This is a genomic window from Citrobacter sp. CtB7.12 (assembly GCF_001297795.1).
In the GTDB taxonomy this organism is placed as follows: Bacteria; Pseudomonadota; Gammaproteobacteria; order Enterobacterales; family Enterobacteriaceae; genus Citrobacter_A; species Citrobacter_A amalonaticus.
Window position 1 is genome coordinate 136,828 of record NZ_LIFT01000009.1, and the last position, 24,356, is coordinate 161,183.

At 51.9% G+C, this 24,356-nt stretch carries 20 protein-coding genes and 1 pseudogene; 12 read left to right on the forward strand and 9 right to left on the reverse strand.

Translation table 11 applies throughout. The features are described 5' to 3' along the window. The first annotated feature begins 217 nt into the window (after positions 1-217). Entirely contained in the window at positions 218-2,131 is a 1,914-nt protein-coding gene (locus AOY24_RS13405; protein WP_054176785.1) for a sigma-54-dependent Fis family transcriptional regulator, read from the forward strand. A 48-nt stretch (positions 2,132-2,179) separates the two neighbouring features. Here AOY24_RS13405 and AOY24_RS13410 read toward each other — a convergent pair. Then, positions 2,180-2,816 (reverse strand): annotated as a pseudogene (locus tag AOY24_RS13410) (HNH endonuclease). A gap of 141 nt (positions 2,817-2,957) precedes the next feature. On the opposite strand from AOY24_RS13410, the gene AOY24_RS13415 reads away from it, so the two are divergent. The 3 genes from AOY24_RS13415 (at position 2,958) to AOY24_RS13425 (ending at position 5,713) form a co-directional block, all read left to right on the forward strand. Then, positions 2,958-3,830, forward strand: a complete 873-nt coding sequence (locus AOY24_RS13415; RefSeq protein ID WP_042999283.1) for a phosphorothioated DNA-binding restriction endonuclease — start codon at positions 2,958-2,960, stop codon at positions 3,828-3,830. A gap of 196 nt (positions 3,831-4,026) precedes the next feature. Next, positions 4,027-4,743, forward strand: a complete 717-nt coding sequence (locus tag AOY24_RS13420; RefSeq protein WP_042999282.1) for an SLATT domain-containing protein — start codon at positions 4,027-4,029, stop codon at positions 4,741-4,743. A gap of 208 nt (positions 4,744-4,951) precedes the next feature. Beyond that, positions 4,952-5,713: an IclR family transcriptional regulator gene (locus AOY24_RS13425; RefSeq protein WP_044264503.1), complete on the forward strand. Its 762-nt coding sequence runs from the start codon at positions 4,952-4,954 to the stop codon at positions 5,711-5,713. Positions 5,714-5,725: 12 nt separating this feature from the next. Here the strand turns inward: AOY24_RS13425 and AOY24_RS13430 are convergent, their stop codons facing one another. The 6 genes from AOY24_RS13430 to lsrR form a co-directional block, all read right to left on the reverse strand. Then, the gene (locus AOY24_RS13430) at positions 5,726-7,342 is read right to left on the reverse strand and encodes a glycoside hydrolase family 43 protein (RefSeq protein WP_054176786.1); all 1,617 of its coding nucleotides are present in this window, start codon (positions 7,340-7,342) and stop codon (positions 5,726-5,728) included. A gap of 10 nt (positions 7,343-7,352) precedes the next feature. Further along, positions 7,353-8,732, reverse strand: a complete 1,380-nt coding sequence (locus AOY24_RS13435) for a glycoside-pentoside-hexuronide (GPH):cation symporter (protein ID WP_042999279.1) — start codon at positions 8,730-8,732, stop codon at positions 7,353-7,355. Positions 8,733-9,061: 329 nt separating this feature from the next. Then, a complete protein-coding gene (locus AOY24_RS13440; protein ID WP_054176787.1) occupies positions 9,062-11,029 on the reverse strand; it encodes a YjhG/YagF family D-xylonate dehydratase in 1,968 nt (655 codons plus the stop codon). Positions 11,030-11,274: 245 nt separating this feature from the next. Further along, complete coding sequence (locus tag AOY24_RS13445) at positions 11,275-11,625, reverse strand: dimethylsulfonioproprionate lyase family protein (protein WP_042999277.1); 351 nt, start codon at positions 11,623-11,625, stop codon at positions 11,275-11,277. A 12-nt stretch (positions 11,626-11,637) separates the two neighbouring features. Further along, positions 11,638-13,230, reverse strand: a complete 1,593-nt coding sequence (gene lsrK / locus AOY24_RS13450) for an autoinducer-2 kinase (RefSeq protein WP_042999276.1) — start codon at positions 13,228-13,230, stop codon at positions 11,638-11,640. Between the two features lie 108 nt (positions 13,231-13,338). Then, on the reverse strand, positions 13,339-14,295 hold the full coding sequence (lsrR, locus tag AOY24_RS13455) for a transcriptional regulator LsrR (RefSeq protein ID WP_054176819.1): 957 nt from the start codon (positions 14,293-14,295) through the stop codon (positions 13,339-13,341). Between the two features lie 249 nt (positions 14,296-14,544). On the opposite strand from lsrR, the gene lsrA reads away from it, so the two are divergent. Genes lsrA through AOY24_RS13490 form a run of 7 tightly spaced genes read left to right on the forward strand, consistent with a single transcriptional unit; the run spans position 14,545 to position 21,185 of the window. Beyond that, positions 14,545-16,098, forward strand: a complete 1,554-nt coding sequence (lsrA, locus tag AOY24_RS13460) for an autoinducer 2 ABC transporter ATP-binding protein LsrA (RefSeq protein WP_042999275.1) — start codon at positions 14,545-14,547, stop codon at positions 16,096-16,098. After that, complete coding sequence (lsrC, locus tag AOY24_RS13465; RefSeq protein WP_044256831.1) at positions 16,092-17,138, forward strand: autoinducer 2 ABC transporter permease LsrC; 1,047 nt, start codon at positions 16,092-16,094, stop codon at positions 17,136-17,138. Before lsrA ends, lsrC begins: the two co-directional genes overlap by 7 nt. Beyond that, positions 17,138-18,136, forward strand: coding sequence for an autoinducer 2 ABC transporter permease LsrD (gene lsrD / locus AOY24_RS13470; protein WP_042999273.1), 999 nt, complete (start codon positions 17,138-17,140; stop codon positions 18,134-18,136). The genes lsrC and lsrD overlap by 1 nt, the downstream gene beginning before the upstream one ends. A 26-nt stretch (positions 18,137-18,162) precedes the next feature. Beyond that, the gene (gene lsrB, locus AOY24_RS13475) at positions 18,163-19,185 is read left to right on the forward strand and encodes an autoinducer 2 ABC transporter substrate-binding protein LsrB (protein ID WP_054176788.1); all 1,023 of its coding nucleotides are present in this window, start codon (positions 18,163-18,165) and stop codon (positions 19,183-19,185) included. Positions 19,186-19,213: 28 nt separating this feature from the next. Further along, positions 19,214-20,089, forward strand: a complete 876-nt coding sequence (gene lsrF, locus AOY24_RS13480; RefSeq protein ID WP_000774153.1) for a 3-hydroxy-5-phosphonooxypentane-2,4-dione thiolase — start codon at positions 19,214-19,216, stop codon at positions 20,087-20,089. A gap of 48 nt (positions 20,090-20,137) precedes the next feature. Then, positions 20,138-20,428, forward strand: coding sequence for a (4S)-4-hydroxy-5-phosphonooxypentane-2,3-dione isomerase (lsrG, locus tag AOY24_RS13485; RefSeq protein WP_044264508.1), 291 nt, complete (start codon positions 20,138-20,140; stop codon positions 20,426-20,428). 10 nt (positions 20,429-20,438) lie between these two features. Further along, complete coding sequence (locus tag AOY24_RS13490) at positions 20,439-21,185, forward strand: epimerase (RefSeq protein ID WP_044264510.1); 747 nt, start codon at positions 20,439-20,441, stop codon at positions 21,183-21,185. A gap of 829 nt (positions 21,186-22,014) precedes the next feature. On the opposite strand, the gene AOY24_RS13495 is transcribed toward AOY24_RS13490, so the two are convergent. Both AOY24_RS13495 and AOY24_RS25390 read right to left on the reverse strand, forming a co-directional pair. After that, the gene (locus AOY24_RS13495; RefSeq protein WP_054176789.1) at positions 22,015-22,935 is read right to left on the reverse strand and encodes a hypothetical protein; all 921 of its coding nucleotides are present in this window, start codon (positions 22,933-22,935) and stop codon (positions 22,015-22,017) included. Positions 22,936-23,178: 243 nt separating this feature from the next. After that, positions 23,179-23,658 carry a hypothetical protein gene (locus tag AOY24_RS25390; RefSeq protein WP_054176820.1) on the reverse strand — a complete coding sequence of 160 codons (480 nt, stop codon included), beginning with the start codon at positions 23,656-23,658 and terminating at the stop codon, positions 23,179-23,181. A 298-nt stretch (positions 23,659-23,956) separates the two neighbouring features. On the opposite strand from AOY24_RS25390, the gene AOY24_RS13505 reads away from it, so the two are divergent. After that, positions 23,957-24,298 carry a hypothetical protein gene (locus tag AOY24_RS13505; RefSeq protein ID WP_054176790.1) on the forward strand — a complete coding sequence of 114 codons (342 nt, stop codon included), beginning with the start codon at positions 23,957-23,959 and terminating at the stop codon, positions 24,296-24,298. Positions 24,299-24,356: the final 58 nt, after the last annotated feature.

Consider the following 24,356-nt stretch of genomic DNA (forward strand, 5'->3'; position numbering starts at 1 on the left):
ATTAGATAGAGTACAAGGCCGCTCGCCTTATAGATTGTCTAATTCAATATGTGTGCCAGAATGAATAAAACAGAAATATTTAACCTAACCAGATGAAATAAATAGATTTATTGCATTTTGCTATTTATCTGAGAGAAAGAAAAATGGCTTTCAATTTTGAAATTCATAACAGTTGTGATATTGGTTTGTGATAGCCACAAAATTTCAATGGTGATTTATGTCACATAAAATGTTACCGAATCTGGCCTTAATAACCCCCTATCCGGCACTGGCAGCCGTGGTGACTGAGCAGTGCGCCGGTATTTTTAACTGCCATGTTTTTCACGGAAGCCTGGAAAAAGCCGCGGGGATTGCGCGAAATCTCGACCCTGATTTTTATGACATCATTATCAGCCGTGGCGGTACGGCGGACTATATCGATCGCGTAACCAAAATTCCGGTAGTACGTATTCTCACGTCCGCGCTGGATTTGCTTAAATCGCTCACGCCACTGAAAAAACATCCGCATAAAATCGCCTTTTTCAATTATCAGAACTATTTATCTGACGTAAATCTGGTGGCAACCGCACTGGACGTGGAGATAGAAGAATTTATCTTTTTATCGCATGCCGATATGGTGGATAAACTCAAAAAATGCCGTGCACGTAATTTCCAGACGGTGGCGGGAGGATTACCGGTTTCAGACACGGCGGAACACTATGAGATGCACGGGATTCTGATCGAAAATGGTCTGGAATCGGTGAACAGCGCGCTGCGCGAAGCGATGGCAATCGTGGAGACGACCCGCCGCAAGCAACAGGATATGGCGCGACTGGAGATCATTCTCTCCTCAATTACGGAAGGGATCATCGTCACCAACGAAAATAACGAGATCCAGATCTTCAATAAATCCGCCGAGAACATATTTGGCCTGATGGCCTCGCAGGTGATTGGCAAACCGGTGGATACGGTCATTAAAAATACGCGGATTAACCAGGTATTGCTGACAAAATCCCCCGAGATCCGGGAGATTATGGATCTGGACAACACCTCCATCATTACCAGCCGGGTGCCAATATTTCGTGGTACGCAGTGTATTGGGGTGGTGTGTTCGTTTACCGATACGCCGCAAATCCAAAAAGTGGAGCGGATTATTCGCGGCAAGCTGATGAAAAAAGGCTTCACCGCCCGTTACCGTTTTGAGCATATCCTCACGCAAAATAAACACATGGAGTCGGTCATTCATCTGGCAAAAATTTATGCCAATACCCACTCCCCGGTGATGATTTATGGGGAATCCGGCACCGGTAAAGAGTTATTCGCGCAGAGTATTCATAACCAGAGTAAACGCCACCGGGGTCCATTTGTCGCCATTAACTGCGCCGCCATTCCGGAAACCCTGCTGGAAAGCGAACTGTTTGGCTATGAAGGGGGCTCTTTTACCGGCGCGCGGCGCGAAGGAAAAGAAGGTCTGATAGAACTGGCGCATCAGGGAACCTTATTTCTCGATGAAATTGGTGAACTGCCACTGCCTATTCAGAGCCGCCTGTTACGCGTCTTACAGGAATACGAAATTATGCGGGTGGGGGGAAAGGATATTATCCCTGTCGATGTGCGGATTATCGGCGCCACTAACCGATCGCTGGAAAAAATGGCGGAGGAAGGCTCGTTTCGCGGCGATCTCTACTACCGGTTGAACGTCTTACCGCTAATGGTGCCGCCGCTACGGGAAAGAGACGGCGACGTCCGTTTTCTGGCTGGGCACTTCCTCGAAAAATCGGGCTGCGGGCATAAACTGGCGCAGTTCATCGCCCTGTTTTCCACTTACAACTGGCCGGGAAACGTGCGTGAACTGAATTTTATTATTGAGCGGCTGGCACTATTATCGGCCGGATTTCCGGACGCTTCGCTGTTTGAGATATTAAATCTGACCGGTTTTAACGCGCTTAAATCCTGCAATGCGTCACAGACAAATGGGAGGATCGTCGCGGATCTGAGTAAAGGACAACTGAAAGTCATCATTAAAGATCTCGAGCGACAGATTATTGCGTTCTACATGGATCTTTTTGAACAGGATCAAGAGAAAGTCGCCGCCCATCTGGGGATCAGCAAAATGAGTTTATGGCGAAAATATAATCAGATGGACCGCTAAGGGAGGGCAACGACGCAATGCCGGTCGCCTGCTGAGTCCAATATTATTTCAACTCATTCGTTGCTTTAATTCTTCTGGGGTCAATGGCGGATTATGTCGGTGTAACATCGCATGGCAATTCGGGCAGACTGGTATCAGATCGTCAATGGGATCCAGATGATAATCCTCTTTAATCGCCGAAAGCGGTACCAGATGGTGAATATGGATAAACCCCTTGCCGATTTCGCCGTATACCTTTGACATGTCGAGGCCGCACACCTTGCATTGATAGCCATGATACTCAAGCGCTTTCTGCCGAGCATTGCGATCGCGTTCATAACAATTCACCACCACCTGCGTAGCCGCTCCTTCCACATAGTCGATTTGCGATGTTAGCTCATCGGGGAAAAGGGTATCGCTGACAGTTGCAGCCCCCTTTTCTCCCTGCACGATGTGAAATCCTTGCTCAATCAACAAACGCACGCATTTCGATTTGATACCTCCCGAGAAATCCTGCGGCGTGAATGTTTTCCCGGTCATCAACGTTGCCGCGATCCCCACGATCGCTTTTGAAGCGATAGCGGCGGCCATCAAACACTACCTCATAACGTCGGGCCTCTTTGAAAAGATGAGGGAACCCGTCATCGTAGGCTCGAATGGCTTTAATAATGTATTTCCGTGGCAATCGATCGGGTAATTCATTCATTTGATATGATCCATGTAATCCGGGGCTTTGCTTGTCTCATTGGCAAGACTCCGTGACCCCACCAGTGTATCCCTCCTTCACCGCTTGATCAGGCCGTATTTTGCGAGCATCATCGCAATTATTTCTCGAGTAATGAAATCAATGGGTTCCATTCAGATGCTGCAACAGGCAATTGCCGACATGACGATCTGGCGCAAAGGCGAGCAGCGCGCGCCGCATAAGCCATTACTGCTGTTATACGTACTGGCGGGTTATCAGCAAGGTCATGGGCGTCTGTTTGATTATGCTTCGGAAGTTCGCGATAACCTACGTAGCCTATTGGAGCGATTTGGCCCCCAACGCGCCCAGTACCGACCGGACATGCCCTTCTGGCGTTTACAGGGAGACGGTTTCTGGCAACTGCAAAACGCGGAGCGCTGTTCCACATTTGGCAGTAGCCGACAACCTCCCGCTGGTGAACTGGTTGAATTTAACGTTGCTGGCGGCTTTGATAAGCAACATTACGACCATCTGATAAAAAGTAAGAAACTGATTAATTCACTCGCCCGACAAATCCTCGAAGCCCATTTTACCGAAAGTATTCAGGAAGAACTCGCCGATGAACTGGGATTTGAACTCCAGTTGCTTCGTAAACAGCGCGATCCCCTGTTCCGCCAGCAGGTACTGCGAGCCTACAACTATGAATGCGCCATTTGCGGCTACAACATGCGGCACGACAATACCTCTGTCGCGCTGGAAGCTGCCCATATCAAATGGAAGCAGTACGGTGGTCCTTGCGAAATTCCGAATGGTCTGGCCCTCTGCGCAATCCATCATAAAGCTTTTGATAAGGGATCCATTGGATTAGATGAGAGTATGCGAGTACAGGTTTCAGAAGCGGTTAACGGTGGCGGGATCGTCGGCAGGCTGTTTTGGGATTTTCAGGGGAAGATCATTTCTCTACCGCAGGTAAAAGCATACTGCCCGCAGGACGAATTCGTGGATTGGCATAGGAGAGAGGTGTTCAGGAGATGATAAAGATCAGGCTTGCTCAGGAAACATTAGAACTTTCAGTAGCCATGACAAAAAATAGGGTATGATACTTTCGTTTAACTAGCGTTAGATTAGGTCAAAACTCTTTTATCATATATCTCACAAGTGGTCTTTCTATAAGGCTAACATCATTGAAAAGCACAAAAATTACCCTTTTCACAGCATAGAGTTAATATTTATGAATGAGAAAAAAATCATTGAAATTGCGAATCTGGAAAATGATTGTAAAATTGGCAAGGACAGGCACTTTATTGCTGCCGACAGAAAAAACAAATGGCGAATCTATCTGGGTTTATTTGCCGTCGTAGGCTCCGCTGTAATATCATCTGGAATAGGCAAGAGCATATTAGAATTACTAAATTCTTATCTTCAAATAGAACATTGGGCCTCCTGGGATACGGCTTTGAGTCATATCCTTCCATTATTAGTTGGTATTTCAACTGCAATTATCGGTTTTCTTGGTTTAGAGAAACAAACGGCACAACATCGATATGTCGGCAATGCCTATATTGAAATATCCAGGAAAGCAAGATCTCTTTTAAATGAAATCAATAAAAACAATTATAATGAGAAAATAAAAGAATACGAACCTTTATTAGAAAAGTATCTGGAGATAAACAAAGAGGGTGAGTCATGTCCGACGAATAATAGCGACTCATTCAAAGCGATGAGTATGAATGCTTACCGACGCAATGCCATCAAAGGAAAACTAGCTGAGATGGAAAAGGATATTATAAAATTTAGCACCAAGAAAAAACGTACGACATTAAAGCTAAGTACTATTGTAAGTGTGAATATAAAGATAAAAATCGCCTACGTATTATGCTCATTAAAAATCATCAGGAAAAGAGATTATTTACGCTATGTGAAATGCTATCTGACATTATCCTGTTAATCTCATCGTACAACGGGCGATTAAGCCCGTTCTCAATCAAACCGGTGCAGGTCGCCCACACAGAACGATTCATCAACTCAGCGTGCCCTGTAACACCTGCACTTATCTGCCCTGAAACCTGCATCATGCAAGCATGTCCGGCATTGCTTTTCACCCTCGAAAATAGTACGGTCACACAAGAAGAATTCTTCGTGGACGGTGGAAAATTATGCCAATAATTCAGTCTGTTGAACGTGCTTTGCAGATCCTCGACTTGTTTAATGAACAGGCTACGGAACTCAAAATCACCGAGATAAGCAAACTGATGGGATTGAGCAAAAGTACCCTCCACTCTCTTCTTAAAACGCTTCAGTTGCATGGCTATATCGATCAGAACCCGGAAAACGGAAAATACCGTCTGGGAATGAAACTGGTCGAGCGTGGCCACTTTGTCGTTGGCACAATGGATATTCGCCAGAAGGCAAAAAGCTGGTTGATCCGGCTCTCGCAGGAAACGGGACAAACCACCCATTTGGGTATTCTGGACGGCAACGAAGGCGTCTATATTGAGAAAATAGAAGGTAAGCAGGCTGCCATCGCTTATTCACGAATTGGTCGCCGCTTGCCTGTTCACGCCACGGCTATCGGTAAGGTATTGCTCGCCTGGCTGGATGAGGAAGAACTTGCTGCGGTGTTGGAGGGGTATCAGTTCAATGGCTTTACCCCCGCCACCCTTACCGATCGCGCCTCGCTACTTGCCGCGCTGAAAGAAACCCGCCATAACCAGTATGCGATGGATAACGAAGAGAATGAGCCCGGCGTGCGCTGCGTCGCGGTACCGGTCTGGAATCATGAATCACGGGTTATCGCAGCCCTTAGCCTCTCCACTCTCACTTCTCGCGTAAACGACGCCGAGCTGGCCGCCTGGCGTCAGAAACTGATGGATGCCGGGCTGGGGCTGTCGATAACGCTGGGCTATCGTCAACCCTGACCCTGTGTCTCGCTAAACTTTCGGTTGATAAGAGAAGGTGGCGAAATCGGCGTAGCAGCCGTCGCCGCTAATATCCTCACAGTGCAAACCAACAAATGCCCCGGTAAAGAAGCCTCTGCCGCCAATATAGTCATCCGACAGTTTCCACGCCTCAAACGTTAGCGGAATGGTCTGCCAGTGGTCACCATCAAATGAATAGCTATAGCGGTATTCCAGATTGTCCACATCCACTCGCAGCCAGACGTTTTCCGCATTCTCCGGCACCAGAATCGGATTATCGTAAAGATGCCAGTGCGCCACGTTGTGATCGAGTTGAATAATCTTCAGCGTTCGTCCGCGCCCCTCTTCCCAGTCCATAAAGCAGTACGTCCAGTTTTTACTGTTGTAGTAACAGGTTAGCCCCGCACTTTGTTGGAAGTAGCGCGGGGAAAAGGCCATCTGCGTTTCAGCACGAAAACAGAAATGCTGCCAACGGCGAGCGACCGTTGACTGGGTAAAGGTGGAGTTCAGCGAATCATTGCCATACAGACGTAAAAATCCAGGTCGGGCGGTCAGCGAGCCAAGCTGGTCATCAAACGGAATACGTAGGGTCTGCAATTCCGGATCGAGTCTTTCACTGTCAAAATCCGTTCGCCACGCTCCCGTTCCAACGCTAGCCTGCTCTGTCATACGTGGCCCCGGCACCGTCAGCGCCGCGTGTTTGCCCCCTTCAACATAGGGCCAACCGTCACGCCACTCGATACGCGCAATCCCTGTCTCACGCCCGAGCGGACAGTATCCCCGCCCGCCCGCTGCTAATCGCGGAATTCCCGGAAGATGTAACGGACGGCTGGTCAAATACGCCAGATACCATTCGCCGGTATGGGTCTCCAGCAGTGAACCGTGACCACTCTTCTGTAGGGGATTTTCCGGCAGATGCCAACTGGTCATCATCGTCACATCGGGATGCAGTTCGTACGGCCCATCAATATTTTTTGCCCGCAATACCACCACGGCATGTTCGTAACTGGTTCCCCCTTCCGCCACCATCAGATAGCAGTAGCCCTCGCGACGATAAATATGCGCCCCTTCGGTATAGCCCAATGGAGTACCCGTAAAGAGCGTTGAACGCTGCGGCGAAAGGGTTTGCGTATCAGCAAAAAACTCCTGCAACACAATGGTGTTATGAGGATTACTGTGATGACGCGGCCCCCACGGGCGATAGATGTAATACTTTCGTCCATCCGCATCATGAAAGAGTGAAGGGTCAAACCCGCCGTTGCCCATTGGCACAGGCGCGCTCCACGGCCCTTCAATAGATGGCGCGGTAACCAGGAAGTTACGGCCATTTTTCCACGGCGAATCAACGATTTTTACGTCGGTATACAGCAACCAGAATTTGCCATCGGCATAGCTCAGGCAAGGCGCCCAGATGCCGCCAGAATCCGGATTGCCTTTCATATCCAACAGCGCCACGCTGTCGAGCGGAGTACTGACCAGAGACCAGTGTTTCAGGTCGCGAGAATGATAAATCCGCACACCGGGAAACCATTCAAAGGTTGAGGTGGCGATATAGTAATCCTCGCCCACACGACACAGAGACGGGTCCGGGTTGAAGCCGGTCAGGATCGGGTTTTCAATCTGATACATGGTTCTCTCCTCAGTTCACTGCCACAGCGGCATCGGCAGGTTTGCTCTCAGGCTGCGCGGTGCGCTGACGTTGCAGCTGCTGACTGATCTCTTCCACACGCTTGCTGCTCAGTTTGTAGAACGAAAGCAGTGTGAACATACCGACGTAAAGCACGACCGGTACGATGCAGAAGAGGATTTTGATGGTCATCAGGACGTTATCTGGCTGCACGGCGTTGCTTGCCGAGTAGCTGGAGAAGGCAAGGATCCAGCCCACCAGCGCGCCGCCAATGGCCAGACCGATTTTCAGGCTGAAAAGATAGGTAGAGAATACCAGGCCATCAAGGCGACGTCCACTTCGGCTCTCTTCATAATCCACCACATCGGAGGCCATCAACCATTGCAGCGGTGTGGTGGTATTGAAGACGAACAGGAACACAATATTCAGCGCAAATATCAGCGCGATATTGTCTGACGGAATAAAGAAAATACTCAGGCTGATCAGTGAATAAATGCCGATGATCCACTTAAACGACGTCACGCGATCGAATCGGCCAAGCAGACGAGACGAACAAAGAGAACCAAACATCGTCGCCAGGCTGCCATAGAGCAGGAACTGCGTTGCCAGCTCAGGATGGTCCATCACGTATTTGACAAAATAGAGCGTTGCGCCGCCGCGAACCACGTTCGAACCGGTTGCCATCATTTTAAAGGCGCACATAATTCGCCACTGGCTATTCCCCATCAGCAATTTAAGGTCTTTCTTAACCGATGATTCAGGTTGAATCTCGAACGTATAACGCTCTTTCGTTGTAAAGAAACACACGAACAGCAGCACTACGCCACAAATACCCAATACACACATCGCGCCGAAATAGCCGACCTGTTCATCCCCCTGGCCAATAATTTTTACCAACGGCAGGGCAATGCCGCTAATGGCTAATGAACCGGCAGCGGCCAGGAAAAAACGCCACGATTGTAAAGCATGACGCTCTTTTGGATCAGCGGTAATGGCGCCGGGCATGGCACAATAAGGGACATTCACAAAGGTATAAACCAGCGTCAATAAAATATAGGTGACGCAGGCATAAATGATTTTGCCCTGAGCGGAGAAATCAGGCGTATAAAATGTTAATACGCAGACAATACCAAACGGGATCGCTCCCCACAACAAATAGGGACGAAACTGGCCGTAGCGGGTACGCGTTCGGTCAACCATTAACCCCATTAATGGATCGGTTATCGCATCCAGCACGCGTGAAATCAGGAATAATGTGCCCATTACGCCTGCCGACAAACCAAAAACATCGGTATAAAAGTAGGCCAGTAAAAACATCGTGGCCTGCCAGACGAAACCGCAGGCGGTGTCCCCCAGTCCATAACCAATTTTATCTTTCATTGTTAACTGCATTTCTACCTCCAGAGAATATGAGAGAAATACGTTCCGAATGACCGGGACCTACAAAATTAAATATCTGAACGTGAACTTTGTGAGGAATACACCCTTTATCCGTATGCTTACCAGATGATGCTTACGAGGAAGATTGTAGAGAGGGATTCGATGAGACAACAATTGTCATATTTGCTTTAGCGGTTATGTATTTTAACTTCTGTGATAACGATGCACTTTTCAAGAAAATAAAAAAAAGACATCCTCCCGTGAAGGATAATATATTTCAGGACAATATTATTCGTCGCCGAAAATAGTGTTCCGGCGACTGATTAATTAATTTTAATTATTCAAAGCCCAAGTGCTTTTTTCCCAGCGTTAATCACCTCAATAATTTTATCCGTATCGTAGATGCACCCTTTCCAGGTTCCACCGCTTACCGCCTGCAATGCAGCCCACAGTCGGGTGTCGTCAGGCAGATAGTCATGGGGCTTCAGGTCGGGATGTAACTCGCGCTCCGCCAGAACTGTCGCGCCCTCTTCCGGCGTCAGTCGTGCTTGTGCGCTGCCGATAAAGTTCACGCTGCCTTTCAATGACAAGCGATCGACCACAATTTCAATCACATCCCCCGTGCGCAATTTGCCGATCGGCCCTCCCGCGAGCGCTTCCGGCGCAACGTGCCCCAGGCAAGCGCCGGTGGATACGCCGGAAAAACGGGCATCGGTAATGAGCGATACGGTTTTCCCCCATGAGATATGCTTCAGCGCCGAAGTGAGCTGGTAAGTCTCCTCCATGCCAGTGCCGGATGGCCCACCGCCGATAATCACCATGATATCGCCCTGCTGGATCTGCCCCTGTTTGATGGCTTTGATCGCCGCCTCTTCCGAGACAAATACGCGCGCCTTGCCCGTATGGCGATAAACACCGTCATCATCCACCACAGACGAGTCGATCGCCGTCGCTTTGATCACTGACCCTTCTGGCGCGATATTACCCACCGGGAACGCCACTGTGGAGGTCATCCCTTTCGCTTTTGCCCCTTCCGGCGACAGGATCACGTCATCAGGATCCACACCGTCCTGATCGCGCAGGCACTGACGGAATTTCGCCCGACGTTCAGCGTGCTCCCACCAGTCGAGGTTTTCACCGAGTGTTTGCCCGGTTACCGTCATCACATCTTCATGCAGTAGTCCCAGTCGACGCAGGTGCAGCATCACCTCCGGCACGCCCCCCGCCAGGAATGCACGCACCGTCGGGTGATAATCCGGGCCGTTGGGCAACACGCTGACCAGGCGCGGCACTTTGCGGTTGATCGCGCTCCACTGCGCCACATCCGGCAGGCGGCATCTGGCGGCATGGGCGATCGCCGGTATATGCAGCAGCAGATTCGTCGAGCCTCCGAAGGCCGCATGCACCACCATCGCATTCTCTATCGCTTTGTCGGTGAGGATGTCGCGGGCAGTAATCCCTTTTTCATCCAGCGCCATCACTGCCCGCGCCGATTGACGCGCAATCTCCAGCCACACCTCCTGGCCCGACGGCGCCAGCGCTGAGTGCGGCAGCGCCAGTCCTAACGCTTCCGCCACTACCTGTGATGTCCCTGCGGTCCCCAGGAACTGGCATCCGCCGCCGGGCGACGCGCAGGCGCGACACCCCAGTTCGGATGCCTCTTTCAAACTCAACTCATTATTAGCGTAACGAGCACCGATGGTTTGTACCTTTCCGGCATCTTCGCCGAAGGTGGGCGGTAATGTCGCCCCGCCCGGTACGAGGATCACCGGCAGATCGTGCATTGACGCCAGCGCAATCATCGTTGCGGGCAACCCCTTATCACAGGTCGCCACGCCAATGACCGCCCGCCGTGTCGGTAGCGAACGAATCAAACGGCGAAAGACAATCGCCGCGTCGTTACGATAAGGCAGCGAATCAAACATGCCGTGCGTCCCCTGCGAACGACCGTCACACGGATCGCTGACAAATGCCGCGAAAGGAATGCCACTGAGACGGGTAATTTCCTTCGCCGCCGCCGACATTTGCAGGCCAATCTCCCAGTGCCCAGTGTGATAACCGAGAGCAATAGGGCGGCCATCTGAGTGGCGAATACCACCCTGCGTGCCAATCAATAACACTTCTCTGCCCGTGAGTTTGTTAGCATCCCAGCCCATTCCGGCATTTTGCGTCATGCCGAAAAGGTTACCGCTGGGAGACTCCAATAACATTTGCGGCGTCAGCGGCAATGCCCCCTGGGGGCCGGCAGCGTGGGTTTTCACCGCATAGAACGGTTCATCCTGCGGCGTAAAAATGGTGTTGATAGACATTGTCTCACTCTCCCGAGCGTCGGGGTTCAGGTCGCTCCATTATTGTTCTACATTATAGAACAACGTTCTTATTTATAGATTCACTGTAATGCAGGCCATGCGTAGAGGTAAATCAGAGAGAGGAGCAGGCTGTGCGTTTTTTAGCCTTGATCACAAAACGGTAAGCAACGAAATGTAACGAGAAGGTTACGCTAACGAAATGGTCGGACAGCCACTGACTATCCGACCGTTGATGATCCCGAAAGCTAATACCCGGCAGGCTCAACCGGATGACTGTCACCCGGTATATGAGGCGATTTCACAAAGACCCCTTTCCACGGCACTTCCCCTTTGTTCACCAGAAAATGCGCTTCACCGGGATCGCAGTGCATCACATCCCCGGAGCCTAATGTGTAGGGTTCACCGTTCAGGTACAGCGTCACTTCGCCTGCCAGGGTATAAAAAATTTCACAGGCTTCGATGTGGCGATGGTTGGGAAAAGACTGACCGGGCTGGAGCATGACGACGCCCATGTCACATACCGGGCCACGAATGAGGTATTTCGGGCCACTGTCGCCAAAACGGTACTCATGCTGCGCTTCATTCGATTTAATCATGACGATCTCCTGTTATAAACCCGGCGCTTTCCACAAAGAGGTCGTCAACCCGTGATCGACCAGACCTAACTGTTCCTGATATACCGCCTGCCATTTCTCGCGCGATTCCCGATAAAGCGCATGTTTCTCCTTGTCCGGAACATGCTCCCGCTCCCAGCGCACCAGTCGTTCGCCCGTTTCAGCCATGGATGACCAAATCCCGGCCCCCACGCCAGCGGCAATCGCACAGCCCAGCGCCGTCGCCTCTTTGACGACCGGAACGTTGACCGTCAGCCCTGACACGTCTGCCAGAATCTGGCTCCAGAGTTTGCCCTTCGAGCCTCCCCCGGCAAACACCAGCGACGTGGGATGGATCCCGGTAAAATCGGCGATTTGCTGTAAATTGCAGGTCGACACAATGGCCGCATTCTCTTCCAGCGCGCGGAACAGCGTGGCCTTATTACATTTTTCCGGATCGATGGACAGGTTGATGAACGAAGGGGCGGCGTGATACCAGCTCTTGAAACGCATCCGGTCGGAGAAAATCGGCATCACGCCCCATGCCCCTGCCGGCACCCGGGAAGCCATCTCCTCCAGCAGTGTATAAGTGTCGACGCCCAGGCGCTCGGCGATCAGCTTTTCTTCGGCACAGAAGGCATCACGGAACCAGCGCATCGTCAGGCCGGTAAAAAAGCTGATCGATTCAGTTTGTACCATTCCCGGAATGACGTGCGGATTAACGCGTACGTTCATCTCAGGATCAACAATCGGCGCAGGTAAATTCACGACCTGCTGCCAGAATGTGCCACCCAGTACGGCGGTTTGCGCCGGACGAACAACCCCAAGGCCGAGACAGCCCAACTGCACATCCCCGCCGCCCACCACCACCGGCGTGCCGGCTTTCAGCCCGCACAGGGCTGCAGCCTGAGCCGTCACCCTACCCAGCAGCGTGCCGGTCTCTTTGACCGGCGAGAGAATATCCGACCGCAGTCCGGCCATTTGCAGTAGTGAGGGTTTCCAGTCGCGCGTTTTGAGATCCAGCAGGCCCGTGGTTCCGGCATTGGAAGGATCGACCGCCAGCTCGCCGCTGAGCATATAGGCCATCCAGTCGCTGATCATCGTGACCGTCGAGGCGCGACGATAGATGTCCGAACGATGGTGCGCCAGCCAGAGCAGACGCGGAATGGCACTCAACGCCAGCGTCTGGCCGGTGCTGCGATAGACTTCGCTTTCGAAAGTGTAGTCGTGGATCTCTTTAAGCTCGCTGACTTCCCGTGCCGCTCTGGCATCCACGTTGGCACAGGCCCAGACCGGCGTTCCCTCTGCGTCATAGACCACAATGCCTTCGCGCATCGAACAGGCGGAAACGGCAGCTATTGCTTCCGGCGCAATACCGGCGATATGCAGTGCCTGGCGAATGCAATCACAGGCCAGTTGCCAGTTTTTTCCCAGATCAAATTCCATCGAGCCGGGCACATCCGGTACGGCAAGGTGTCGCCATTCCGCTTGTCCCACCGCAATTTGTTTGCCTTCCAGGTCGAAAATCACGGCGCGGACGCTGCCAGTTCCGGCGTCCAGTGCCATCAGGTAATGTTCTGAGTCAGAGAGGGTACAGAGTCGGGCCATCGTTTTAGTCCTCGGCTTATTATATCTGTCAGGTCGTCAATGCTTTCTCCACGGTACAAACGGAAATTCTGTTACTCCCCTGCCGTACGCCTGCACGACAGATACGCATTACTGTCCGCTGACAATGGCGGCGGCAGTTTCCTGGTCGGTGACCAATGCGTTGATATAGCCCCCTTTCATCGCGGCGGCGATCGCTTCCGCTTTATTCACGCCCCCGGCGACGCCAATCACGGTCGGGATCGTCTTCAGGGTATTGAGGGTTAACCCAATCAGTTCATCGTGAATCTTCATCTCCGGGATCACCTGCCCTTCACCATCGAAGAAGTAACCCAGAATGTCGCCCACCGCGCCTTTGCGGCCAATCATCAGTTGTTCACCCTTCGTGATATAGCCTGAGCGAATAATGGTGGCCTCATCTTTCTGGTTGATAGCGCCGATACCGACAATGGCCGCATCGGCTGCCTGGGCGGCCAGCAGGACATCCTGGACGCTATTTTCATTTTTTAACGTCCGGGCAATCTCCGCAGAAGAGGCGCGAAGCGGCGCCGGAATAATACTGACCGGACAGGCCGCGTTGAGTTGTCCAATCCCGGTCATGTAAGGCCCCACGCCACCCGACAGCGTCACCAGGCGAATTTGCTGAGCAGAAATAAACCCGCTGAGCCGTTTTAAGGTATTCATGGTCGCTTCGCCGAAGCCCGCCGCCAGAATCTGCTGTGGCTGGAGTGACTCCATCAACATATGCGCAGCGCCGATCCCCAGGCGAACACATGCATCCGCGCCGGGAAGTCCCGGGATGACCCGCACATTATTCAGGTCAAAGTGACGACGTAATTCGGTTTCATATTCCAGACAGCCTTCAAAGCGAGAATTAATCTGTACGCGAATAATCCCGGACTGATGCCCCTTTTCCAGCAGGCGCGACACCTTAAGCCGCGTCAACCCCAGTCTGTTGCTGATGTCGCTTTGCGTCATACCGTCGTGGTAATAGAACCACGCAATACGTGCCACCAGCTCTTCTTCACACATCCCTTGCTCGGAAATCATCGGGTCATTAATAGTCATCATTCTGTCTTCACTTTGAACATATCGAATTTCTGAACACAATTGTTCATTCATTGGTCGTTAATAACTGTGATTAAACCCACAATTCAGTGGCTTTCGTTTGAACAAATTTAATATTGACGATCATTTTAGCATGAAACGTGATCTATTCGTCGGTTTTATGAGCAGTTAGGTCATAAGGTTATGAACAATTCGAATCGCACAATACATTTGTTCAACCTGATTCTACCCAGGCCGAACGGAGGTGGCATGCAAATGAGTCAAGAAAAGATCGCCCCACTACTCAGCGCGCAGTCTGTCTGCAAGCAGTATTCCGGCGTCAACGTCCTGAAAGGGATTGATTTTGTCTTACGCAAAGGCGAAGTCCATGCGCTCCTGGGCGGGAATGGCGCCGGGAAATCCACGCTGATGAAAATCATCGCCGGCATTACCCCTGCGGATAGCGGAATCATTGAGATTGAGGGAGCCCGCTGTACAAAACTGACGCCCATTCTGGCGCATCAGTTAGGCATCTACCTTGTCCCGCAAGAGCCTCTGCTCTTCCCCAGCCTGACGGTAAAGGAGAATATTCTCTTTGGTCTGCCCAAACACCAGAGCTCGGCGCAAAAAATGGCGGCGATGCTGACCGCGCTGGGCTGCCAGTTTGATATCAACAGCCCGGCGGGTTCACTGGATGTGGCCGACCGGCAAATGGTCGAAATCATGCGCGGGCTGATGCGCGATTCACGAATTTTGATCCTCGATGAACCCACCGCCTCACTGACGCCTGCGGAAACCGATCGTTTATTCAGCCGCCTGCGTGAATTGCTGAGCACTGGCGTAGGGATCGTCTTTATCTCCCACAAGCTGCCAGAGATACGCCAGATAGCGGATTACATTAGCGTGATGCGGGACGGCATCATTGCGCTATCCGGAAAAACGGCGGATCTGACCACTGACGAGATTATCCAGGCCATCACGCCTGCCTCACGCACCAACGCGCTGAGCGCGACGCAAAAACTGTGGCTGGAATTGCCCGGCAACCGTCCGCAGCACGAGGCGGGCACGCCGGTGTTGAGTCTTGAGAATGTGACCGGCGAAGGGTTTATGAACGTCAGTTTCGAGGTCCGCGCCGGGGAAATTTTAGGGCTGGCCGGTCTGGTCGGTGCCGGACGTACCGAACTTGCCGAAACGCTTTACGGGCTACGACCGCTACGGGCCGGAAGCATCGTACTCGGCGGCAAGGATATCTCCTCACTTTCCACCCGCGAACGTCTACAGCACGGTCTGGTGTATTTGCCGGAGGACCGGCAATCGTCAGGGCTGAATCTGGATGCCTCGCTGGCGTGGAATGTTTGCGCATTAACCCACAACCACAGCGGTTTCTGGGCTAATCCGGCCAAAGACAGCGCCACGCTCGAACGCTATCGCCGCGCGCTTAATATCAAGCTCAACGATCCTGAACAGCCTGCCCGCACGCTCTCTGGCGGTAATCAGCAAAAAATCCTGATCGCCAAATGCCTTGAAGCCTCGCCGCAGGTGCTGATCGTGGATGAGCCGACGCGCGGTGTGGACGTCTCGGCGCGTAATGACATCTATCAGTTGCTCCGCAGTATTGCCGCCCAGAACGTCGCGGTGCTGTTCATCTCTTCTGATCTGGAGGAGATAGAACAGATGGCCGATCGCGTTTACGTCATGCACCAGGGAGAAACGGGCAACGATGCTCTGCAAGGCGACGAGATTAATGTCGACACCATCATGCACGTGGCGTTCGGCGACCGCACGTCAGGGGCTACACCACATTCCGGGGAGGCGCCATGCTGAAATTTATCCAGAATAACCGCGAGGCCACCGCCCTGTTAGCCGTGCTGCTGCTGTTCGTGCTGCCAGGGATGCTGGACAGCCAGTACCTCAGCGTTCAGACGCTGACAATGATTTTCAGCAGCGCCCAAATCCTCATGCTGCTGGCGATGGGCGCAACGCTGGTGATGCTGACCCGCAACATCGACGTGTCGGTCGGCTCAATCACCGGGATGTGCGCGGTACTGCTGGGGCTGTTGCTGAACGCGGGATATCCCTTGCCGGTGGCCTGCGTGGCGACGCTGCTGCTGGGGCTGCTGGCAGGATTTATCAACGGCGTGCTGGTCGCCTGGCTGAAGATCCCGGCGATTGTCGCCACGCTGGGCACGCTTGGCTTGTATCGCGGCGTCATGCTGCTGTGGACGGGCGGTAAATGGATTGAAGGATTACCGGCACAACTTAAGCAACTCTCCGCCCCGGTTTTCCTCGGTATCTCCGCCATTGGCTGGCTGACCCTGCTGCTGATGTTGCTGATGGCCTGGCTGCTGGCAAAAACCGCTTTTGGTCGCTGTTTTTATGCCACCGGGGATAATTTACAGGGCGCGCGGCAACTGGGCGTGCGTACCGAAGCCATTCGGATTCTGGCCTTTTCGCTCAATGGCTGCATGGCAGCGCTGGCCGGGATCGTCTTTGCCTCACAGATTGGCTTTATCCCGAATCAGACGGGAACCGGGCTGGAAATGAAAGCCATTGCCGCCTGCGTGCTGGGAGGCATCAGCCTGCTGGGCGGTTCCGGGACGATCATTGGTGCCGTGCTCGGCGCCTATTTCCTGACGCAAATCGACAGCGTACTGGTCCTGCTGCGCATTCCGGCGTGGTGGAATGACTTTATTGCCGGTCTGGTCCTGCTGGCGGTGCTGGTATTTGACGGCCGGTTGCGCTGCGCGCTGGAACGCAATATCCGTCGGCAAAAATATGCCCGCTTCACGCCGCCGCCCCAACCGCGTCCGTCGGCAAAAAACACCGACTCTGTGCGCACTGCCAAAAAACGTGAGGTTGCCTGATGACTCGTTTACATCGTTACGGCTGGGAACTGGCGCTCGCCGCGCTACTGGTGATTGAAATTCTGGGATTCGGCGCCCTGAACCCACGCCTGTTGGATCTGAACGTCCTGCTGTTCAGCACCAGCGACTTTATCTGCATTGGCATTGTCGCCCTGCCTTTAACCATGGTGATCGTCAGCGGCGGGATCGACATCTCCTTTGGCTCGACGATGGGGTTGTGCGCCATCGCGCTGGGCGTGATGTTCCAGGGCGGCGTACCGCTGCCGCTGGCCATTATTCTGACGCTCGCGCTGGGCGCGCTGTGCGGACTGATCAACGCCGGACTGATTATCTACACCGGTGTGAACCCGCTGGTCATCACCCTGGGAACGTTATACCTGTTCGGCGGCAGCGCACTGCTGTTGTCGGGGATGGCGGGAGCGACCGGTTATGAAGGTATCGGCGGCTTCCCGCAGGGCTTCACCGATTTTGCCAATCTCGATGTGCTGGGTCTGCCCGTCCCCCTGATCTTCTTTCTCGTCAGCGTGATCTTTTTCTGGTTGCTGATGCACCGGACCCACGCCGGACGCAATGTCTTCCTGATTGGGCAGAGCCCCCGCGTGGCGCTGTATAGCGCTATCCCGGTGAACCGGACGCTGTACGCGCTGTACGCGATGACCGGCTTTGCGTCGGCGGTCGCGGCGGTGCTACTGGTCTCTTACTTCGGCTCTGCACGTTCCGATCTGGGCGCCTCTTTCCTGATGCCAGCCATTACAGCGGTCGTCCTGGGCGGCGCCAATATCTACGGCGGCTCCGGGTCAATTCTCGGTACCGCCATCGCCGCGCTGTTGGTGGGCTATCTGCAGCAGGGATTGCAGATGGCTGGCGTGCCCAATCAGGTATCCAGCGCCCTCTCCGGCGCATTGCTAATTGTCGTTGTCGTAGGTCGTTCTGTCAGCCTGCATCGTCAGCAAATCAAAGACTGGCTGGCGCGTCGTCGCGCTATCCGGCAGGCCTAAAACCCATTGCCATAAAGGAAAAGTACATGACTATTCAGAGCATTAAAAAAATTGCCGTAATCAGTACCCTTAGCCTGGCGGCGTTCACTCTCAACGCTTATGCCGCAGAGCGAATCGCGTTTATCCCAAAACTGGTTGGCGTGGGATTCTTTACCAGCGGCGGTAACGGCGCCCTCGAGGCAGGCAAAGAGCTGGGCGTCGATGTCACCTACGATGGCCCGACGGAGCCCAGCGTGTCCGGTCAGGTTCAGCTCATCAATAACTTCGTCAACCAGGGGTATAACGCCATTGTGGTGTCCGCCGTGTCGCCTGATGGCTTATGCCCGGCGTTAAAGCGTGCCATGCAGCGCGGCGTGAAGGTGCTGACCTGGGATTCTGACACCAAACCGGAATGCCGGTCGTACTACATCAACCAGGGCACTCCTGCCCAGTTAGGCGGCATGCTGGTCGATATGGCCGCAAATCAGGTCAAAAAAGAGAAAGCCAAAGTGGCCTTCTTCTACTCCAGTCCGACCGTGACCGATCAAAACCAGTGGGTAAAAGAAGCGAAAGACAAGATCGCCAAAGATCATCCTGGCTGGGAAGTCGTCACCACGCAGTTTGGTTATAACGACGCCACCAAATCGCTGCAAACCGCAGAAGGCATTATTAAGGCTTATGCCGATCTCGACGCCATCATCGCGCCGGATGCCAACGCCCTTCCCGCCGCCGCTCAGGCTGCTGAAAACTTGAAAAACACCAGCGTGGCGATTGTCGGCTTCAGCACGCCAAACGTGATGCGCCCTTATGTTGAGCGCGGCACGGTGAAAGAGTTTGGCCTCTGGGACGTGGTCCAGCAGGGCAAGATCTCCGTGTACGTGGCTGACGCGCTGCTGAAAAAAGGCGAAATGAATACCGGCGACAAGCTGGACATTCCGGGCGTGGGCCAGGTTGAAGTCTCGCCGAACAGCGTACAGGGCTACAGCTATGAGGCGAAAGGCAACGGCATTGTGCTGCTGCCTGAGCGCGTGGTGTTCACCAAAGAGAATATCGATAAGTACGATTTTTGAGTTTCATTCCTTAACCGTGGAGTAAAAAATGGCTGATTTAGATGACATCAAAGATGGTAAGGATTTCCATACCGATACGCCGCAACGCAATACCCCATTCACATTAAAGGGGTGCGGCGCACTTGACTGGGGGATGCAGTCCCGACTGTCGCGCATTTTTAATCCTGAGACGGGAAGAACGGTCATGCTCGCGTTTGACCACGGCTATTTTCAGGGGCCGACGACGGGACTGGAACGTATCGATATCAATATCGCCCCCCTGTTCCCGCTCGCCGATGTGCTGATGTGCACACGCGGTATCCTGCGCAGTGTGGTACCGCCCGCCACCAACAAACCGGTAGTCCTGCGCGCCTCGGGCGCTAACTCGATTCTCACCGAGTTAAGCAATGAGGCGGTTGCGCTCTCCATCGATGACGCGGTTCGTCTCAACAGCTGCGCCGTGGCGGCACAGGTGTATATCGGCAGTGAGTATGAGCACCAGTCGATCAAAAATATCATTCAGTTGATTGATGCCGGTATCAAGGTCGGCATGCCGACGATGGCGGTAACTGGCGTGGGGAAAGACATGGTGCGCGATCAGCGCTACTTCTCGCTCGCCACGCGTATCGCCGCAGAGATGGGCGCGCAGATCATCAAAACCTACTACGTCGATAAAGGTTTTGAGCGCATCGCCGCAGGCTGCCCGGTTCCGATTGTTATCGCCGGTGGTAAAAAATTACCGGAACGCGAAGCGCTTGAGATGTGCTGGCAGGCCATCGACCAGGGCGCATCCGGTGTCGATATGGGACGTAACATCTTCCAGTCCGAACACCCTGTCGCCATGATGAAGGCCGTCCACGCGGTGGTACATCGTAATGAAACCGCAGACCGCGCGTATGAACTCTATCTGAGCGAGAAAAACTAAGAAGTCATGGGCCTGCCAGGCGGGCCCATGCGTTTCAAGGAGAACAGTATGCATGTCACTCTGGTGGAAATTAACGTCCACGACGATAAAGTCGATGAATTTATCGACGTCTTTCGCCTCAATCATCTGGGATCGGTGCGTGAAGAGGGAAATCTCCGTTTCGACGTGTTACAGGATCCGGAAGTGAAGAGCCGCTTTTATATTTATGAAGCCTATAAGGATGAAGCCGCCGTTGCGTTCCATAAAACCACGCCCCACTACCTTGCCTGCGTGGAAAAACTGGAATCGCTGATGAGCTGCCCCCGAAAAAAACGCGTCTTCAATGGATTGATGCCATAAGGATCTCAAAATGAACCGTCCCTTTTCCGGGTTGAATCGCGCAGAGTGCGTCTCGTTAATGAAGCGTTACCCGTTAAGCATCGGTATTCTTGCCGGTCAGTGGCTCAAACTCGGTGAGTACCTGCAAACGCTTCGCGCGCTTGAACAACCCGTTCTTCACCTGGATCTGATGGACGGGCATTTTTGCCCTCAGTTCACCGTCGGTCCCTGGGCTATCACGCAATTACCAGCGCAGATAATTAAGGATGTTCACCTGATGGTGGATAATCCCTGGCCCGTCGTGCAGGCAAGCGTAAAGGCGGGAGCACACTGCGTCACGTTGCAGGTAGAAAACTCGCCGCATCTGCACCATATGCTCCACTGGCTGGGTGAGCAAAATGCGGAAGTCTCCGGCGGCACAATGCCGGTGTTGCGAGGAGTCAGTCTGTGCCCGGCAACACCGCTGGAACACATTCTGCCGGTCATTGAAGACGTTGAAATCGTACAAATTCTGGCGGTCAATCCGGGCTACGGGAGCAAGCTCAGCAAGCCTGCCTTACTCAGGCGCATCGCTCAGGTTGTCGCATTACTCAATGCGTCCGGGAAGCGGGATTCCATTCTGCTGGCCGTCGACGGTTCGCTAGCACTGGAAGAACTGCCGGAGATAATCGCCAGCGGCGTCGATCGCGTAGTATCCGGCAGCGCCCTCTTCAAAAGCGATGCGTTGAATGAAAACATCACTTACTGGCTAACGACGATACATTCAGCAAAGGGGTGATGAGGGGGTCTGCTGGATGGGGCATTTTTGGGCAGTACCTTGATGAATTCGGTGAAGTTCGTAGACATGGATGAGGATGGTTATGATTGAAAGAGAAATCTTGCGTGGCGCGGATTTAAGGTACAAAAACTGCTTTTGAGGGCTTTATATTTAGATTTGGTGCGAAGGCCGGACTCGAATTTCACACCCAATAGACTGATATCAATGTAGTTTATAAGCAGGAATAATTATTTATACCCACACTTGTACCCACAAGTTAAAATCCGTATAAAAAATAGACATCGCGAGTGGGTATAAAGCCATACCAGTAGAACACCGATATGGCTATCAAAGCAATATTCAGGCAGGCAGGAACGTTTTCTTCAGAGGAATCAATTCGTATCCACTCAGAACAAAGTCAGATCTAGCCGAGATATGAACGTTAACATTAACCTTACTTTGCTATGCTAGTTCCCATGGCAAATCTCTGCGTCTATTTACTGGTTTCAGAGTACCCTCGTTTCTCAACTGTTGAGCGGCCCAACGAATGTCATATTGCCACGTATACAACATATCGCCCGAATCTCTAAGCTCAGCCTCGTAGCTGTCCCATACATACTTTGAGACTTCACGTGGCCAAGCACTACCACCTCGTTCCCGAAGACATTCAATGATCCATAGTTTCATGCTTTCCCTGGTTACAATCATATATCCTGACCTTCATTCGTTGATCGATACATCGCAATACTAGCATTGACAACTTCTGGTACAAGGTGGGCAGAATCTAAACGCTTGTAGTCTGCTATGAGCGAAGAGCGGACATTAAGATCCCCTGTTGATGTGTTCTGCTTTATTTTTCGCGAAAGAAAAAATGCACTTTCCCTTGCTGTAATGCAACGGCAGGCAAACCTTCATCATCATGAGGTGACAGGTAAATAACTACCCACGCAGGAAGATGGCTACTGACCTGTTGCATGAAGGCATAATTCATACGCTCATTTTCTGCATCAGAATGACCTGCGTTTTTATTAAATACCGAGCTGAGGGAACTTCCATTTAAACCATCGTGTCTTATGAAATAACTTTTCCCGGTCGCATTTGAACCTATGAACTCAGGAGTGCGGACAATTTTTTCTGCATCGTGGAAGCTTGTGAAAAAAGTACAGATCGGGGTATTCTTGCGGGCAGGGTCGAAATAATCATCCTTTGGAAGCTCACATCCTGCATCTTTATCTGCAAATTTAATGGTTAGATAGCGTGAAGCATTGGTTTGAAAAACGTATTTTCCTAACCAGTCGTTGTACCCCGCCCCCTTACGAACCCTAAATTCGCGTTTAGATTCATTTAGGGTCGCCAGGACAGCAGATTCTATTTTATCTGAGAGCACAAGTGAAGCCGCCTGGGGGGTGGTTGCCAGTTCGGTAGGGATCCAGGCAAGGATCCCATTTGATTGCCAATCTTCCACACTCATACCCGTGTCACGATGTTGCAGTAACGGGGTTAAGGGCAATGTCACTTCATTTAATTTAGTATTTCCCTCGACAGGGTAAGCGAAATTGTAATCCGTGCGGCTGTACATTTTACTTTGAGACTGGTTAACCAACGCGTCGCTATATGCGTCCATGCCGGATGCATTGATGATATTCCAGGCGATGCTATGTTCAGCGCGATAATTGTATGGTTTTTCAGATTGGTCACGAATGCCAGAGCAGGCCGTCAGTAGCAGCGTGGTACATACAATTGACAGTGACCTCGATAAAAAAATGTTCATCCATTCTTCCTGTTGTTTGATCCCCTGAAACCAGTATCGGCTATAGCCGCCAATAACGTTAATGTAAATCTTCATGGGTATATAACAAAGGGGGGTTTTTACAGGAAATATCTTGAAAAAATACAAATTGTGATGAACCTCCGCTTCTGGCACATTGCGTAAGGGCTAACGGCCCGCAGTAAGTGAGTAACGGATGTTTACTGCTGACAATGATCGCACCCAAGATAAGATAGGTGGTGTCACTCAATCTATCCAAGGTACAGGTTCACCAATATAAGTGTGTGTGCAGCAACGACATGTCACCTTAACGTCATTTCTCGTGATTGAAGGGTTTACCTGTTGCAGAATTCCATTCTCATCAACAAACAGACCTGGGTAGAAACTGCTTTCACCAATGCAGACTAAATCCCTTCGCTGATGCTCATGTAGCGCGACCAACCAGAATACCGGCTCGGTGGTATCAAGACGCCCACATACTTCGCTGAATATTTCATTCCACGGCTTGCCAATCTGTTTGATCAGAAAATAAAACAATGGTGTGTAGTCTCGGCCACGCTTCTGTCTGCTATGCATTGTCTCGCGCTTTACCAGTAGCTCATCTCCGACTATTTTGCGATTTCGTTCCCACCGATACTCAGCACCTGGATCATTAGAATGGTGCCGCGTCGTCGTGTTGACGCTGCGATATAGTTTACGGGGCTTATTCTGCTGATGAATACGCATAGCTTGATCTCGTACATCCTTTCTTTTGTGGGTCAGTAGCCCCATTCGGACCTTGTGTTGTTGCATAAAAAACGGACAGCCTTAAAGACTGTCTCATTCTGCTCAAATACCGTCCTACTGACAACTACCAAAGGTCGGCTTCTGGCACGGAGCGGACGTGTTAACGAAGCTGAAGGTCCGCTGTGAGCGAAGAGCAGACATATCGTTCAAGTCTATAGATTCTGCAGTGTTACTCACCTCGTTTTTAATAAACCACTATGCTAGTTTGTGAAGTCTATACCAGCGTTAAGGAGATGCTATGGGTGTTGAATTGCACATAACGAGAGCTGAATTTTGGGCAGATAATGAGGATGCGCAGATAACCGCTGATGAATGGCTTAACTACATTAATAACGATAATGAATTAAGCAGATATATTATAAACGGCGATTACAACGCCTTGTGGTCAGGTCACTCTTTGTACGAAGAACCATGGCTTGACTGGAGCGCAGGTAATATTTATACCACATGGCCCGATACATACCTGTACAGAAAGATGTTGCGGATTGCAAGACACCTTAATGCCCAAGTAATGGATGATGATGGTACGATTTACAGTGACGAATCGCAGTGGGAGTATGATCCGTCAACTAACGCATAACGTCTGCTGTTGGCTCGCAGAGGTTAGGCTGGCTGGTCCTCAGGGTCCGCTTTGAGCG

Excerpts from the sequence above, each read along its gene's own strand:
- AOY24_RS13405 (WP_054176785.1), top strand. The coding sequence starts at position 218 with ATGTCACATAAAATGTTACCGAATCTGGCCTTAATAACCCCCTATCCG.
- AOY24_RS13415 (WP_042999283.1), top strand. The coding sequence starts at position 2,958 with ATGGGTTCCATTCAGATGCTGCAACAGGCAATTGCCGACATGACGATC.
- AOY24_RS13420 (WP_042999282.1), top strand. The coding sequence starts at position 4,027 with ATGAATGAGAAAAAAATCATTGAAATTGCGAATCTGGAAAATGATTGT.
- AOY24_RS13425 (WP_044264503.1), top strand. The coding sequence starts at position 4,952 with ATGCCAATAATTCAGTCTGTTGAACGTGCTTTGCAGATCCTCGACTTG.
- AOY24_RS13430 (WP_054176786.1), bottom strand. The coding sequence starts at position 7,342 with ATGTATCAGATTGAAAACCCGATCCTGACCGGCTTCAACCCGGACCCG.
- AOY24_RS13435 (WP_042999279.1), bottom strand. The coding sequence starts at position 8,732 with ATGCAGTTAACAATGAAAGATAAAATTGGTTATGGACTGGGGGACACC.
- AOY24_RS13440 (WP_054176787.1), bottom strand. The coding sequence starts at position 11,029 with ATGTCTATCAACACCATTTTTACGCCGCAGGATGAACCGTTCTATGCG.
- AOY24_RS13445 (WP_042999277.1), bottom strand. The coding sequence starts at position 11,625 with ATGATTAAATCGAATGAAGCGCAGCATGAGTACCGTTTTGGCGACAGT.
- lsrK (WP_042999276.1), bottom strand. The coding sequence starts at position 13,230 with ATGGCCCGACTCTGTACCCTCTCTGACTCAGAACATTACCTGATGGCA.
- lsrR (WP_054176819.1), bottom strand. The coding sequence starts at position 14,295 with ATGACTATTAATGACCCGATGATTTCCGAGCAAGGGATGTGTGAAGAA.
- lsrA (WP_042999275.1), top strand. The coding sequence starts at position 14,545 with ATGCAAATGAGTCAAGAAAAGATCGCCCCACTACTCAGCGCGCAGTCT.
- lsrC (WP_044256831.1), top strand. The coding sequence starts at position 16,092 with ATGCTGAAATTTATCCAGAATAACCGCGAGGCCACCGCCCTGTTAGCC.
- lsrD (WP_042999273.1), top strand. The coding sequence starts at position 17,138 with ATGACTCGTTTACATCGTTACGGCTGGGAACTGGCGCTCGCCGCGCTA.
- lsrB (WP_054176788.1), top strand. The coding sequence starts at position 18,163 with ATGACTATTCAGAGCATTAAAAAAATTGCCGTAATCAGTACCCTTAGC.
- lsrF (WP_000774153.1), top strand. The coding sequence starts at position 19,214 with ATGGCTGATTTAGATGACATCAAAGATGGTAAGGATTTCCATACCGAT.
- lsrG (WP_044264508.1), top strand. The coding sequence starts at position 20,138 with ATGCATGTCACTCTGGTGGAAATTAACGTCCACGACGATAAAGTCGAT.
- AOY24_RS13490 (WP_044264510.1), top strand. The coding sequence starts at position 20,439 with ATGAACCGTCCCTTTTCCGGGTTGAATCGCGCAGAGTGCGTCTCGTTA.
- AOY24_RS13495 (WP_054176789.1), bottom strand. The coding sequence starts at position 22,935 with ATGAACATTTTTTTATCGAGGTCACTGTCAATTGTATGTACCACGCTG.
- AOY24_RS25390 (WP_054176820.1), bottom strand. The coding sequence starts at position 23,658 with ATGCGTATTCATCAGCAGAATAAGCCCCGTAAACTATATCGCAGCGTC.
- AOY24_RS13505 (WP_054176790.1), top strand. The coding sequence starts at position 23,957 with ATGGGTGTTGAATTGCACATAACGAGAGCTGAATTTTGGGCAGATAAT.